Origin of the sequence: Pseudoalteromonas sp. SWXJ133 (assembly GCF_015864365.1) — a bacterium.
GTDB classification, from domain to species: domain Bacteria; phylum Pseudomonadota; class Gammaproteobacteria; order Enterobacterales; family Alteromonadaceae; genus Pseudoalteromonas; species Pseudoalteromonas arctica.
In genome coordinates, this window is the sequence record NZ_JADYXJ010000011.1 from 73,411 (window position 1) to 88,635 (window position 15,225).

General features: G+C 37.6%; 14 protein-coding genes. 8 read left to right on the forward strand and 6 right to left on the reverse strand.

The genetic code is table 11. From position 1 onward, the window contains the following. Positions 1-10: 10 nt before the first annotated feature. Complete coding sequence (carA, locus tag I6F40_RS10445) at positions 11-1,147, reverse strand: glutamine-hydrolyzing carbamoyl-phosphate synthase small subunit (RefSeq protein ID WP_007375827.1); 1,137 nt, start codon at positions 1,145-1,147, stop codon at positions 11-13. 362 nt (positions 1,148-1,509) lie between these two features. Next, positions 1,510-2,313, reverse strand: a complete 804-nt coding sequence (dapB, locus tag I6F40_RS10450) for a 4-hydroxy-tetrahydrodipicolinate reductase (protein ID WP_024592675.1) — start codon at positions 2,311-2,313, stop codon at positions 1,510-1,512. A 372-nt stretch (positions 2,314-2,685) separates the two neighbouring features. Between dapB and I6F40_RS10455 the strand changes: the two genes are divergently transcribed. From I6F40_RS10455 to I6F40_RS10465, 3 genes are all read left to right on the forward strand, one after another. Beyond that, the gene (locus I6F40_RS10455; RefSeq protein ID WP_007584540.1) at positions 2,686-3,999 is read left to right on the forward strand and encodes a Na+/H+ antiporter NhaC family protein; all 1,314 of its coding nucleotides are present in this window, start codon (positions 2,686-2,688) and stop codon (positions 3,997-3,999) included. 135 nt (positions 4,000-4,134) lie between these two features. Beyond that, entirely contained in the window at positions 4,135-4,923 is a 789-nt protein-coding gene (locus tag I6F40_RS10460) for a nucleoside-binding protein (RefSeq protein ID WP_197192897.1), read from the forward strand. 161 nt (positions 4,924-5,084) lie between these two features. Continuing rightward, on the forward strand, positions 5,085-6,101 hold the full coding sequence (locus I6F40_RS10465) for an alpha/beta fold hydrolase (RefSeq protein WP_197192898.1): 1,017 nt from the start codon (positions 5,085-5,087) through the stop codon (positions 6,099-6,101). 72 nt (positions 6,102-6,173) lie between these two features. Here I6F40_RS10465 and I6F40_RS10470 read toward each other — a convergent pair whose 3' ends face one another. After that, on the reverse strand, positions 6,174-6,971 hold the full coding sequence (locus I6F40_RS10470) for a M48 family metallopeptidase (protein WP_197173854.1): 798 nt from the start codon (positions 6,969-6,971) through the stop codon (positions 6,174-6,176). Between the two features lie 197 nt (positions 6,972-7,168). Between I6F40_RS10470 and I6F40_RS10475 the strand changes: the two genes are divergently transcribed. Next, the gene (locus I6F40_RS10475; protein ID WP_010553412.1) at positions 7,169-8,371 is read left to right on the forward strand and encodes a Bcr/CflA family efflux MFS transporter; all 1,203 of its coding nucleotides are present in this window, start codon (positions 7,169-7,171) and stop codon (positions 8,369-8,371) included. A gap of 34 nt (positions 8,372-8,405) precedes the next feature. On the opposite strand, the gene grpE is transcribed toward I6F40_RS10475, so the two are convergent. Together grpE and I6F40_RS10485 are read right to left on the reverse strand one after the other, a co-directional pair. Further along, entirely contained in the window at positions 8,406-9,017 is a 612-nt protein-coding gene (gene grpE, locus I6F40_RS10480; RefSeq protein WP_007375833.1) for a nucleotide exchange factor GrpE, read from the reverse strand. A 58-nt stretch (positions 9,018-9,075) separates the two neighbouring features. Then, on the reverse strand, positions 9,076-10,041 hold the full coding sequence (locus I6F40_RS10485; protein ID WP_197192899.1) for an HrcA family transcriptional regulator: 966 nt from the start codon (positions 10,039-10,041) through the stop codon (positions 9,076-9,078). Between the two features lie 154 nt (positions 10,042-10,195). On the opposite strand from I6F40_RS10485, the gene nadK reads away from it, so the two are divergent. From nadK to I6F40_RS10505, 4 genes are all read left to right on the forward strand, one after another. Next, positions 10,196-11,080, forward strand: coding sequence for an NAD(+) kinase (gene nadK / locus I6F40_RS10490; RefSeq protein WP_004335384.1), 885 nt, complete (start codon positions 10,196-10,198; stop codon positions 11,078-11,080). Positions 11,081-11,351: 271 nt separating this feature from the next. Next, on the forward strand, positions 11,352-11,909 hold the full coding sequence (locus I6F40_RS10495) for a hypothetical protein (RefSeq protein WP_197192900.1): 558 nt from the start codon (positions 11,352-11,354) through the stop codon (positions 11,907-11,909). A 75-nt stretch (positions 11,910-11,984) separates the two neighbouring features. Then, positions 11,985-13,658: a DNA repair protein RecN gene (gene recN / locus I6F40_RS10500; protein WP_197192901.1), complete on the forward strand. Its 1,674-nt coding sequence runs from the start codon at positions 11,985-11,987 to the stop codon at positions 13,656-13,658. Between the two features lie 62 nt (positions 13,659-13,720). Beyond that, positions 13,721-14,041, forward strand: coding sequence for a hypothetical protein (locus tag I6F40_RS10505; protein ID WP_197192902.1), 321 nt, complete (start codon positions 13,721-13,723; stop codon positions 14,039-14,041). A gap of 25 nt (positions 14,042-14,066) precedes the next feature. Here the strand turns inward: I6F40_RS10505 and I6F40_RS10510 are convergent, their stop codons facing one another. Continuing rightward, a complete protein-coding gene (locus I6F40_RS10510; protein ID WP_197192903.1) occupies positions 14,067-15,005 on the reverse strand; it encodes a GGDEF domain-containing protein in 939 nt (312 codons plus the stop codon). Between the last annotated feature and the right edge of the window lie 220 nt (positions 15,006-15,225).

Consider the following 15,225-nt stretch of genomic DNA (forward strand, 5'->3'; position numbering starts at 1 on the left):
TCCAGTTAAATTAGTGTTTACGCGCTTGCATCAAATCGATGAAGTGGTCAAATAATGGGGCTGCATCGTGCGGACCAGGGCTTGCTTCAGGGTGACCCTGGAAGCTAAACGCAGGTTTATCTGTACGATGAATACCTTGAAGCGTTCCGTCAAATAACGATTTGTGCGTGGCACGAAGCGTACTTGGCAGGCTTGACTCTTGAGCTGCAAAACCATGGTTTTGAGCTGTGATCATAACTACATCGCGGTCTAGGTCTTTAACTGGGTGGTTAGCGCCGTGGTGGCCAAATTTCATTTTTTCTGTTTTAGCACCTGAGGCAAGGGCTAATAACTGATGACCTAAACAGATACCAAAAATTGGTGTGTCGGTTTCTAAAAAGGTTTTAATTGCATCAATAGCGTAAGTACATGGCTCAGGATCGCCAGGGCCATTAGATAGGAAGATACCATCAGGGTTTAAAGCCAGTACGTCAGCGGCAGAGGTTTGCGCTGGTACTACTGTAAGTTTACAACCACGGTCTACAAGCATACGTAAAATATTACGCTTTACACCGAAGTCGTAGGCAACAACATGAAACTTTTCATCAGCAGCATCAAGGGTTTTAAATCCTTCGCCTAATGTCCAGCTTGATTCGCGCCACTCAAAATTTTCCTTGGTTGAGACAACTTTTGCTAAATCCATACCTTTTAAACCTGGGAAGGCTTGCGCGGCTTGTAGCGCTTTATTTTCGTCTAGCTCGTCGCCAGCAATAATACACCCGTTTTGTGCGCCTTTATCACGCAAAATTCGAGTTAACTTTCTGGTGTCGATGTCCGCAATACCTAAAATATTACGTTCTTTTAAGTAATCATCTAACGATTGCTCGTTACGAAAATTACTTGCTAGCAGTGGCAAATCACGGATCACTAGGCCTTTAGCCCAAATTTGATTCGCTTCTTCGTCTTCGCTGTTGGTACCCGTATTACCGATATGTGGGTACGTCAAAGTTACGATTTGTTCCGCGTATGATGGATCAGTCAAAATTTCTTGATAACCAGTCATAGACGTATTGAATACTACTTCACCGACTGACATGCCGTCAGCGCCGATTGCAGTACCGCGAAACACTGTGCCGTCTTCTAGGACTAACAGAGCGGATTTAGTCAAGTTAAACCTCCTAACAGTAAAAAACGGGAGTAAGCAATTGCTTAACACCCCGCCAATACCCAGAGGGATCGTCAAAACCAGATTTCTGTGAGCTTAAATTGTTTTACGCAGTCTTAAATGATGCAGATGTAAAGCATTCAACCTTCAATCATTTTTTCTTGCCTAAAACTATTTTTATTCCCACTGAAACCCCGGATTTACTAGCCACTTGGGTATAATTGGAAACACGCATTTAGTAATTTTTGGCAAATTGGCTGCATATTACATTAAGTTAGCTTTTAGGTCTAATATTATTTAGTAAATTGTTACAAACAAGTCACTGTAGGCAAAATTAGACCCAAACAGTTAAAAAAGTAACTAAACTACTTCAGATCTAGTACATCTTGCATATCATAAAGTCCTACAGGTTTATTTTTCAACCAGCTTGCAGCCCTTACAGCACCTAGAGCGAATGTCATTCTTGAACTTGCTTTATGGGTTAATTCGAGTCTTTCGCCCATTGTGGCGAAGTATGCGGTGTGTTCACCTACTATATCGCCCCCTCTTAGTACCGAATAACCTATTTCATTTTGCGATTTAGCAGTCTCCACTTGGCTGCGGTCGTATACAGCAACCTCGTCGTGGTCCCAACCTTTAGCCTGTGCAATTGATTCGCCAATGGCTAATGCTGTGCCCGATGGCGCATCGATTTTATGACGATGATGCGCTTCAAATATTTCAATATCTAAATCGTCACCAAATTTGGTCGCTGCGGTTTGCACAAGGTTCAGTAGTACATTGACTCCTACACTGTAGTTTCGCGCAAATACAATAGGAATATGCTTAGCGGCATCGTGTAAAAGTGCCATATCGTCGCTTGTTAAGCCCGTTGTACCAATAACCATAGGAATTTTTTGTGCTACAGCGGTTTTTAAATGGTTTTTCATACCAGCGGGAAGCGTAAAGTCGATTAAAACATCTACATTATCTATTGTGGTTTCTTCGCTAAAGCTAACACTGTTATCGGCTGCGCTATTTACTTGATTTACATTAATACCTAATAACGATGAACTGCTACGAACGTATGCACCCGTAAGTTGTGTTTGCTCTTTAATTGTCGCTGCTTCTAATAGAGCTAAGCCCATTCTTCCATTAGCACCAAAAACGCCTATTCGATTTGTAGTCATTGTTTTTACCTAATTTAAATTTGGATCCGTTTTTTACTAATCTGAGTATATATCCGGAGCATAGCAAATACGCGCTTGGGCATTTTTATGCAGTTGGACAAATATTAATCGCTGAAAATAACGTTACTTTGTAGATATTATCTAAAAGTCATGCAATAGTCAGGTGACCTTTTAATTTAATAATAATAACAATACCAGTTTACTTTAGCCATCTATACATTTAAACTTCTCTTTCGCGTCGATTTGGTCTTTGGCTTGCGGGCGCTGCACTCTCCTAATTTTGTTAATGATTAACATAGTAGGTAGATTTGCTAAATTCAGCTAAAAGAGGAATTTTTGGCTGTTGTAAATTAACTGGTTTCGAGGATTATGATGCAGCCATCATTTAACAAAAATAAAGCAATACTTTCTTTACTACCCCTTTTAACCTTTGTAGCACTATTTTTGGGCTCTGGTTTATATTTACAATCGCAAGGGGTTGACTACGCTTTTTATCAACTTCCTGCTCCAGTGGCTATATTACCCGCCATTATGCTTGCGTTTATTTTAAATAAAGGCACAGTAAACGAATGTGTAGAAACCTTTATTAAAGGTGCCGGACACAACAATATTATTACCATGTGTTTAATCTACTTACTTGCAGGTGCGTTTTCTGCCGTTGCCAGTGCAACCGGTGGTGTAGATGCGGTAGTAAATGCTGGCTTATCACTTATTCCACCTTCGCTATTACTTCCTGGTTTATTTTTAATTGCAGCGGTTGTATCTACTGCAATGGGTACGTCGATGGGAACAATTGGTGCTATTGGTCCTATTGCTTATGCAGTATCCATCAAAACAGGTATCGACCCTGCGTTAATGGCCGGTACGATTGTATCTGGCGCTATGTTTGGCGATAACTTATCAATTATTTCCGATACCACTATCGCAGCCACTCGTACACAAGGCTGTGAGATGAAAGACAAGTTTAAAGAGAATCTTAAAATAGCAGTACCCGCTGCAATACTAACTATTGGCTTGTTGTTTTACTTAACACCTGCAGCACAAGTAGTTGAGACCAAAGATTACGATATTTGGTTAGTACTTCCTTATGCCTTTATTTTAGTGTTAGCAGTTGCTGGCTTGAACGTATTTGTCGTGTTGTTTAGCGGTATTATTTTTGCTGCATTAATGGGCTTTACAGGAAGTTATGAAGGCGCAAGCTTCGTAAAAGATATTTACAAAGGCTTTACCGATATGCAGGAAATATTTTTACTATCAATGTTTATTGGTGGCTTATCTGAATTTATTCGGATTAACGGTGGCCTTGATTTCATTGCCCAAAAAATTCAAGCCATAACTAAAATCATCGCAAAATGGCACCGTAAAGTGGCCGATCAATTAGGTATTGCAGCATTGGTTATGACAAGTAATATGTGTATTGCTAATAATACCGTATCTATTATTGTTGCTGGCCCTATTGCTAAAAAGCTGGCAGATGATGGTGAAATAAGCGGTAAACGCTCTGCAAGTTTGCTTGATATATTTGCTTGTGTAACGCAAGGCTCACTTCCTTATGGCGCACAAGCGCTACTGTTAGGCGCTACGTTTAAAATTAGCCCGTGGGAAGTATCAACGTCTTCTTATTACTGTTTTATTTTAGCATTTACGGCGATTACTATTATTTGTTTACGCCGTAATAAAGCGTAATAAATTGAGTCATTACATGTTGCAGCTTATTAAGTAGGCTGCAACATTTGTTAAAATTAACACTCTATAAATCAATTACTCCTGCTATAATCTTTGCTTCCGCCTGTCATTAAAATTATAGTTAATTAAACAGTTATGAAATTTAAAAAATCACTTTCCCTCGTTAGCCTTGCGTCAATTGCTTTATCGTCATCTGCTTTTGCAGCAAACTGGAGCAGTACAGCGCTACACCTTAATAATGGTTTTCAAAAAAACCCGTTTACCGAAAAGAAATCAAATACAACCGTTTATTCTATTCAGCATGCTTCCGGTTATGAATTTGGTGATAACTTTTTCTTTATTGATTACAGTAATGATCTTAAAGACGATGGTTACCAAGACGATGACTTTTATGGCGAATTTTACACTACAGTTAGCATGTCTGCTCTTTATGATGAAAAAGTGGGTACTGGCAATTTATTAGATGTTGGTTTAACAGCCGGTATTAATGTTGCCCACGATGCAAAAATGGTTAAGTACTTACCCGGCGTTAAATTAAGCTGGGATGTATCAGGGTTTAACTTTTTTCAAACACTAATAACTGCCTATATTGACGACAGCGAAGGTGTAGCAAAAGGCGGCGCCCCTATTGAAACTAATAGCTGGATGCTTGATGTAGCTTTTGAATACCCTTTCACTATTGGCTCGCAAAAATTTAGCTTTAAAGGCCACGCTGAGTACATTGCAAAGCGTGAAGATGAGTTTGGCAATAATGTAGAGGCGTGGATACTCGCTCAACCTATTTTAGTGTGGGATATGGGTAACGCCCTTCAAATGAAAGAGAACACATTACTGCTGGGTATGGAATTACAATACTGGCACAATAAATTAGGTACTGAAGTCACTGAATCGGTACCTCAAATCCATATTGAGTGGACATTTTAAACTTTTACAATCAGCTCTTTACTCAGTAATAATAAGCGAAGCACAATTTTAGCTTCGCTTTTTTTCGTCCACGTAAAACATTTAATTGAACAGGTTTAAATACTTAGTTATTGTTGTACTTCTTTTTAAGCCAAGCGTTCGCCTTTAATAGGAGTAACTGAATGTCGTCGATTAAAGTTATTTGTTTCTCTACTTTATTAGTACTAACAAACAATGCCTTAGCTGGCACTTCTCAAGATACATCCGCCCTTTCTTATGATGCACTATTAAGCAATTACGAATACGATTTTAAGGTAAATTACTTTGCACTTGAGTCGCAAAAACAATCATTAAAAATGGCTTATATTTACTTAAAGCCTACTAAAGCCGGTATGCCTACAGTTACACTTATGCACGGCAAAAATTTTAATGCTGACTACTGGACTACAACCGCTCAATATCTGCAATCTTTAGGTTATGGGGTATTAATCCCTGACCAAATTGGTTTTGGCAAGTCGTCTAAGCCAACTAATTACCAGTATTCGTTTGCGACGCTTGCTCATCATACTCACGCGTTAATAGATTCACTTAATATTAAAGAGTCGATTGTACTTGGGCACTCTATGGGCGGGATGCTAGCGAGTCGTTTTGCATTAATGTATCCAAATACAACTAAAAAGCTAATTTTATTAAACCCTATTGGGCTTGAAAACTACCTGCAGTATGTTGATTATAAAGATACTAATTTTTTCTATAAAAACGAGCTTTCAAAAACACCGGAAGGCGTAAGAAAGTATCAACAAAAAAATTATTATGATGGGAAGTGGAATGCAACATATTCAGCTTTAACTGACTTTATAACAGGGCAAATACAAGGTCCAGATAAAGAAAAAATGGCATGGGTAAACGCTAAAACATACGACATGATTTTCACTCAACCTGTAATAACCGAATTTAAAGATTTAATTGTTCCGGTTAAATTAATTATTGGTACACGCGACAGAACCGGCCCAGGCCGTAACTGGAAAAAAGAGGGCGTTGATTACGAGCTTGGTCGATACGATAAATTAGGCAAACACGCTGCAACACTTATTCCTGACGCACAATTATTCGAACTAGATAACTTAGGGCATCTGCCGCACATTGAAGATTTTGAACGCTTTAAAAATGTATTACAAAAAGCGCTTACAACTAAATAAAGGTGAGTACTGAATACAAAAACCCCTGTAAGTAATTACTCACAGGGGTTTTTATTTAGTAATTAAACTAGATTACAGCTTACATTGTGGGTTTTTACCCTGTGCTTTAGCTGTACTTTGCTCACTAAGTGCTTTACTCATTTGTGCTTGTAAGTCTTTAATACGACTGCTTGGCGCAGGGTGAGTTGATAAAAACTCAGGTGTTGTACCACTACCTGCTGCACTCATATTTTGCCAAAGGGTCACTGATTCTTGTGGATTAAAGCCTGCTTCCGCCATTAAATCTAAGCCAATTTCATCAGCTTCTGACTCGTGCGAACGGCTAAATGGCAAAACAACACCATACTGTGCGCCTAAGCCTAGACCCTGCATAATTTCATTACGGTATTGAATGTTACCCATTTCAAGTGCTGCACTACCAAGTTGCATACCGGTATCTAAAATAGAGCTCTGTGAAACACGTTCATTAGAATGCTCAGCAATTACGTGCCCTACTTCGTGTCCAAGTACGGTTGCTAGTTGGTCTTGATTGGTGGCTATTTTTAATAAGCCCGTATGAACCCCAATGTAACCACCAGGTAGTGCAAAAGCGTTAGCAGATTCATCTTCAAATACAACTACTTCCCAATTTTGCGACGCGTATTCTTTTGGTAATACAGCCACTACTTTTTCAGCAATGCAATTTACATATGCATTTGTTTTTGCATCTTTATTAATTGGTTGGCTTTTTTTCATATCTGCAAAACTAGCAGTGCCCATTTCACTCATTTGTTGATCTGAGTAAAGCGCTATTTGAGTGCGCCCTGTTGGTGACGTTTTACAACCGGCTAAAACGGCTGTCGCTAATACTGCAAGTACTAGTTTTTTCATGATAATTCTCTTAAGTAATGAATTTTTTATTGCTTGTAGAATAGCAAACACAGTATCAATTTAAAATATTTGCTTTATATACCTTTATATTAAAAGGATCCGATAAGACGATAAACTTAGCAGGCAAACTAAGTTTATCCAAATACAATGCCCTGTTACACTATAGCCCTTGTTTTTAGTGATTGTTGAGTTTACACATGGACGCCTCAGCCTCGTCTTTTAATACCCGTATTTTATTGCCTTTATTAGCCAGTATCGTGGCGATTACTCCTTTGGCTATTGATATGTATTTGCCCGCCATGCTGGTAATTGCAAGCGATTTACAAACTAATATGCCAAATGTACAAATATCGTTAAGTATTTACTTAGCGGGTTATTCATTAGGTATGTTATTTTTTGGCCCTATTGCCGATCAAATTGGCCGCCGTAAGCTCGCACGTATTGGCTTAACCCTATTTGGCGCAAGCTCACTTGCACTCGCATTTACAACCGAAATCCATGCGTTTTGGACTCTTAGAGCAGTGCAAGCATTTACCGGAGCGGCAGCAACCGTAGTCGTACCGGGTATTATTCGCCATATTTATCAGCAAAATACAGCTAAGGGAATGTCGTATGTGTCGATGATCATGATGGTAGCACCGTTAGTAGCCCCCTCTGTTGGTTCGTTTATTTTAGGATTTTCTGTTTGGTCAACCATATTTTTGGTCCTTGCTGGATATAGCTTTTTAATATTAGCGTTTGTACAAGTGTATTTAATAGATATACCTATTCATAAAAATGAGAAAAAAGGCCTCGCTCTATTTTTTGATAGCTATAAAACAGTACTCAGTAATAAAGACGCACGTGCGGATATACTCAGTTCTATGTTTGTATCGTTTGGATTTTTTTGCTTTTTGACCTCAGTACCATTTATTTATTTAGATTTATATGAAGTGTCAGAACAATTATTTGGTGTGTTATTTGCGTTTAATGTAATGGCGCTGATGTTTGGTAACTTTTTAAATACGCGAATTGTACCAAGGCTGGGTTCTCGAAAAATGCTCTATATTGGGCTTGTATGTGGGTTTGTATCGGGGCTTGCGCTGTTAACATTTAGCTTATTGCACTTATCACTTTATTATATTGTGGCTGCTATTGCGCCATTAATGATGAGTTTAGGTGTCACTGCAAGTAATGCTGATTCGCTAATATTAATGAAGTTTGAAAGAAACACAGGTACGGCAACGGCCGTAATTGGCACACTTCGTTTTGGTAGTGGTGCATTAGTTGGCCCGCTACTCGCCATTATGCATGCAAAAAGCGCAGTGCCATTTTCAAGTTTAATGTTTAGTGCTGTGTTACTCACTATGCTCGTACAGCTAATTCACTATAAAAAAGACAAAAAAAATGCCTCAATATGAGGCATTTTTATCAAAGCTAATAATCTTAAATTAATTAAGCGTCAGCAGCTTTAGAAACCATAACCATCGCAGGGCGTAATAAACGACCATTCAATGTGTAACCTTTTTGCATAACAGCAAGTACTGTATTAGGTGTTACATCGTTACTTGGTTGAATTGACATTGCTTGATGAAAATCTGGATTAAACTGCTCACCTTGTGGGTTTACAATTTCAACACCAAATTTAGAAACAGCGTCATTAAAGCTCTTGACCGTCATATCGATACCTTCAAGCAACGGCTTTAGTGTCTCATTTTCTTTATCAGAAAATTCAATAGCACGTTCAAGGTTATCAATTACAGGTAGTAATTCGTTAGCAAATTTTTCTAGTGCAAATTTATGCGCTTTTTCTACATCTTGTGCTGCACGACGACGAATATTATCTACATCTGCTGCGGCACGAACAACACCGTCTTTTTGATCAGCAATTGTTTGCTTTGCAGCTTCAAGCTCTGCGTATAACATCGCAATTTCTGCTTCAGGGCTTTGTTCTTGTTCTGCATGCTGATCAGCGGCTTCTACTGCTGCTTCTACATCAGCCTGCATTTTAGAAATTTCTTCGTTTAATTCTACTTCTTGCTCAGGGTTTTGTGTCTGCTCAGACATAAAATACGTGCTCCAATTCTTTTCAACTGCGGTAATTATGGGGATTGAATAAAAAGATTCAAGAGTTAGATGTCTCAATTAATTTAAATTCTTGAATTATTTCTTCAATCTGCGCTGATTTAGGACAAATTATACAAAAACGGCTTTGATATTCTTGATTTTGAAAGTACGGCACGCTTATTACAATTAATTCATCGCACTCAGTAAAAGGTAATTTTTCGCTATTAAGTACCGATACACCATTTTTAAAAGCAAGCTTATCTTCTACATAATTTAAAAACGAAACACCAATATTTAAACTTTGTTCGCAGTCTATTTGTTTGTAAAGGTAATTTTCACCAACAACAATACTGTTATCTGAGCCTAATTTTTGGCTTAGTTGTCGCGTCCATTGATTAAGCGAATCATGACAATTTCTAGGCGCTGTATTTGCCATAGCTTGCATACGGTACAAACCTTCCATTAAGGTTTGTTGGCTAAATACAGTATTCAACCACGTGGCAAATTGATAACGAACAGAGTCTGACGAATCATGAGGTTTATCAATACAAATATTGTGACTCTGCCCTGCCCTATCTATTAGTAAAATAAGCCAGTCGGTAGAATCAAAATCAAGTACTTCTACTCTAAACACTTGCTGTGAACTGGCTTGAGGTAAACCAACACAACAACACACTTGATATTTCTGGCTCAAGCCATGCGCTAGCTCAACGAGTTGTGACTGCAGTGGTTGCCAATAATTAGCAATATCAGCAAGCACAAAAAATTCGTCAAACCAATAATCAAACCCTTCATTTGTCGGCACTCGCCCTGCAGATGTATGAGGTGAATACAATAAGCCCACTTTTTCTAAGCGAGCCATAGCATTACGAACTGTAGCCGAACACACTGCCATGCCTTTGAGCTTGGCAATTTTTGTTGATGGAACAGGCAAGCCTTCACCATTACAGTACATGTTCATAACAGCTGAAAAAATTTGCTGATCTCGTGGGTTTAGTTTCATGGTATCTACATCTTGTTGCATGAAAGAGATATCGGGGCGTTTAGTTCTTTTTCAAGTCGTGCAGCTAACTCACTGCGAATAAAATTGAAGGTTTATAATATTGCTATAATCTGTATTTTCAAACACTTCTGTTTTGAGTTACTCTACTATTATTAAATCTCTTTGTGCGTACATTATGGACTCTCCTTTTAACACCATAGGCCTAATTGGCAAACCTAATCACCCGGGAGCAGCGGCTACTCTGCAGCGTTTACATACCTTTTTACTTGCGCTTGGCTTTGAGGTAATAGTAGAAAAACGTACAGGGAGTCAGTTAGACGATATTCCGCATGACAAACTTGTTAAGTTAGTCGACTTAGGTGAACAAGCCGATTTAGCCATTGTTGTAGGTGGTGACGGTAACATGCTTGGCGCAGCACGCGTACTTGCGCGCTTTAACATTGCTGTAATTGGTGTAAATAGAGGCAACCTTGGCTTTTTAACTGATTTAAACCCTGAAGGGTTTGAAGCGAGCTTAGAGCAAGTACTCAGTGGTGAATACCTTGAAGAAAAACGTTTTTTATTAGAAGTAGAAGTATATCGCCACAACGAATTAAAGAGTGCAAACTCAGCAGTTAACGAAGCGGTACTTCATGCTGATAAAGTAGCGCATATGATTGAATTTGAAGCTTTTATAAATAATGACTTTGTGTTTTCTCAGCGCTCTGACGGTTTAATAGTATCAACCCCGACAGGCTCTACGGCTTATTCACTTTCAGGTGGCGGTCCAATATTAACGCCAGAACTAAATGCAATATCGTTAGTACCTATGTTTCCTCATACCTTATCTAGTAGACCTTTAGTGGTAGATGCCGATAATGAAGTTCGTTTAAAGCTAAGCCTAGAAAATACAGATAGCCTACAGGTAAGTTGCGACAGCCATGTCGTGCTTGCCGTATTACCCGGCGATGAGGTAGTAATTAAAAAAGCCGATAAACAATTGCGCTTAATTCATCCAAAAAATTACTCTTACTACAACGTTTTACGTACAAAACTAAATTGGGGTAGTCGTTTATATTAGACTTCTTCAACAAGCTCGGTGGCCGGCTTATATTTAGACAGTCAACATAAAGATAATCGTCTCAGAAAAATAGTTAGCAGCACATGCTTACCGTTAAACCGATTACTGATGGGCACCGCGCTATTTACGTTATGCCTAATATGAAGAGAAAATACACAACGAAAAATTCAACCTGAAATGCAAATTCCTCTAACTTTATTGCCAAAAGTTAAGCAATAGAGCAAAATGCTGACTTAAAAACAATAATGAACTGTTTCCGGAACAAATAGCAATGGCTTATGCCGTATTCTTTGCTTTACTACTATTAATTACACTTTTAGCTAGTTATATAAAAATCGAAAGTAATCGTAAAAAGGTAATCGAAGCAAAAAGAAAACTCTTTCATGAACGTGCTACTCACGTGAACCTCTGCCTTAAAGCAAAGCTTAATGAATTGCTGGATGCTAAATTGATTCGTCCTAAATACATTTCTCGCATCCAAGCTATTGTAAATAATTTTTTTGTTGTTCAAACATATACAGAAGAAAACTTACAGCGACTTGAAGATACGACAAGGTTACTAATAAATACTTTATCTCATGAGTTAATTAAAACTAATCAAACAAGCTTTATTCAGCCATTAATTGATAACATGGAGCGTTTTGTAGCAGAATTACCTCAGCAAGGAATCCACTATAATAGAGAGTTTTATATAAATACATTACCTATGCTGATAGCTCTGCTTGAATCCAAAAGTTACACGCAACCCTTTGATATTGATAAAAACAATAAAAATAACTTGCATATAATCTCCGATACAACATTAAACCATGATGTAAGCGTTGTGTAGATAATAAAAATTTAATTTGCAAAAATCGAAAACACTGTATAAATTAACAGTTAATTGACTGGATGGATAAACAGTATGTTAATTGGTTTAGAAGTTAAAAATTTTGCAATCGTAAGTAATTTAAGCACTGAATGGTGCAGTGGAATGACCGCGATCACAGGTGAGACTGGTGCTGGTAAGTCTATTGCTATTGACGCCCTATCGCTATGCTTAGGTGAGCGCGCTGAAGCGTCAGCAGTTCGCCCAAGCTCTGATAAAGCAGAAGTATGTGCACAATTTGACTTAACAGATCTACCACTTGCTCAAGCATTTTTAGAGCAACATATGCTAAGCACTTCTGACAACGAGTGCTTATTACGTCGTGTTGTCTGCAAAAATGGCCGTAGTAAAAGCTATATTAATGGTAGTGCGGTTACTGCATCGCAATTAAAAGAACTTGGTCAATATTTAATATCTATTCATGGACAACATGCCCACCAACATTTATTGAAAGCTGAGCATCAGTTACAGCTTTTAGATGCCTATGCAGGGCATCACCACTTAGTAAACTCAGTAAATAAAAACTATAAACTGTTTGCTAACTTACAAAAAGAATTTAAACACTTAGAACAACAACAGCAACAACAAGCAGCGCAAAAACAATTGTTAGAGTATCAAGTTGCTGAGCTTGATGAATTTGCGTTACAAGAAAGTGAGTTTGATTTAATTGAGGCTGAGCATTACAAACTTAGTAATAGCCAAACAATATTAGAATCGTGCCAACGTGAGTTACAACACTTGTATGAAAGTGATGAGCAAAATGCTTGTTCTTTACTGCAACACAGTGCTCAGCAATTTACTGAGCTGGCTCAATACGACGAGAGCTTAGCAAGCGTCGCCGCACTGCTTAGCGAAGCCGCTGTGCAAGTTGAAGAAGCAAGCCGAGAAGTTAGAAACTATACTGAGCAAGCAGATTTAGACCCGGCCCGCTTAGTTGAAGTAGAGAATAGGCTAAGTGGTGCGATGGATTTAGCGCGTAAGCATCATATAAAACCACAGCAGTTGGTTGAGTTTCATCAATCGATTGCTCAAGAGCTTGAATCAATAAGTAATAATAGTAATCGTCTGGAGCAACTTGAGTCAGAAATAGAAAACGCGTTAATTAGCTATAAGCAAACTGCTGATGAATTAAGTAAAAGCCGCTGCGAGTATGCCAATAGACTTAACACACTAATAAGTGAAAGTATGGCTAATTTATCAATGGAGAACGGCGTATTTGAAATAGCCCTAACTCAAGAGAGTAATCGTACACCAAACAGCTTAGGCTTTGATACCGTGTCGTTTTTAGTATCAACTAATCCGGGGCAGCCACTTCAGCCATTAGCTAAAGTAGCATCTGGTGGTGAGCTTTCTCGTATAAGTCTTGCTATACAGGTAATTATTGCCCAAAAAGTAACAACCCCAACTCTTATTTTTGATGAAGTTGATGTAGGTATTTCTGGCCCAACGGCATCTGCTGTAGGTAAGTTATTACGTCAATTAGGTAAGTCGACTCAAGTGATTTGCGTTACTCATTTACCGCAAGTTGCCAGTAGTGCACATCAGCAATTTTTTGTAGCTAAAGAAATAGCACAAGGCGAAACGTTTACTCATATGCTGCCTTTAAATAAAGATGGCCGTATTAATGAAATAGCCCGTTTACTTGGCGGCGACAATATAAGCAAAACAGCTAAAGCAAATGCTAAAGAACTAATAATGGCTCACGCTTAAAGTATAATATTGTTACTGGCTAACTTACTTTTGTTTCTCAGTAATTACTAAGGATGAATAAAATGCAAGATAATATACTTTTCATATGTTTAGGTGTGAGTTGGTTATTATTAGTAATAAGTATTGTTTTTACATTGTTTAGCCGTTTTAAACACACTAAATTTAAACAACATTTATTTCGTTTTTTAAATTTGGTTTTTATAGTACAAGTATTGGTAGGTACATTATTTGCAGTCAGTGTTCCAGATAATACTGGTAATATAAGTAGAAGTTACTGGATTCTTTTAGCTATACAAGTGCTCTGTATTTTGTTTTGCTATATAAGTGTAAAACGTCGTACAGCTAAAATAAGGCCATCTCTGGAATTCTTTTCTATGGATTAATGTTAGCTATAGAATAAAATCATTGTTAAGAGCAAGTTCTGTTTTTTCCTTGCTCTTTTGCTTTATAAAGTAGTTCATCAGCACACTTAATATCAAGGTCGATAGATCGCTCAGCATTTGCTGATGTGATACCAATACTTAGCGTCATATTTATACTATCTGAAAATAAACTTACAGCTGAAATTTTAAGGAGGTTATGAATTTTTTCTGCAATTTGTTCCCCCTCATCAACTGTTGCATTTGGAATAACAATTAAAAACTCTTCACCGCCCCAACGTGATGCAATCGCATTTTGCGGGATACTTTTCTCAAACGCTTTAGCTAAATGAATAAGTGCTTCATCGCCAAAATCATGACCGTATTGATCATTGATTTTTTTGAAATTATCTACATCAGCTAATAAAATTACAAACGGAATATTATTATTTTTAAGCTCGTTTTTAAAAGTCACAAGCTTATTCATAGTAAAACGACGGTTTGGCAGGTTAGTAAGTGGATCTATAGTTGCTAAAAATTCATTTTTTTGACTTAAAGCAATTATTTTACTGCTGTATTTTTCTTTTGAGAATTCATAATAGCCGCTCAGTGATGCGACAATTATAAAAGCAAGGAGAATTCGAATTGGGAATTGTTCCGGGTTATAGTCATATATATTAAATGTATCAGCACAATAAAAACCTAAAATAATCGCCAATAAAAATAAAACGATATCAAAAGTCCCACGCTTAAGTCCGCGTATTGAATAAGTAACGGGAGACACTATAAATATCCATATAGGCCCAGTCCCTTGCGCTCCACCAGTAAGGACCAAATAAAACATGAGTGCATATAGGTTATATAAAATTACAGTTGCTGACTTCTCTAGACCTCTAGCTATATTAAATGCAGACACATAAACAAACGAAGAAACAACCAAAGTAAACGCTAATAAATAGCCGCTATTAATAAATGCCAAGCTAGCCATCGAAAACGTTGCTATAAAGCCTATTGAAGAGAAAAATCGAACAATGAGCTTCCTTTCTGAATTGTTTGAGTATTCGTACATAATTTCTATTTATTTTATTTTTATATAAAAGCCAACTTATAGATAAAAAGTAAGCAAATCGTAAACAGCGTGCAATAATGAACCTAGTTTATATTTAAATCAACTACTAATATTCATTATGTAGGGTTGATAAAAATTT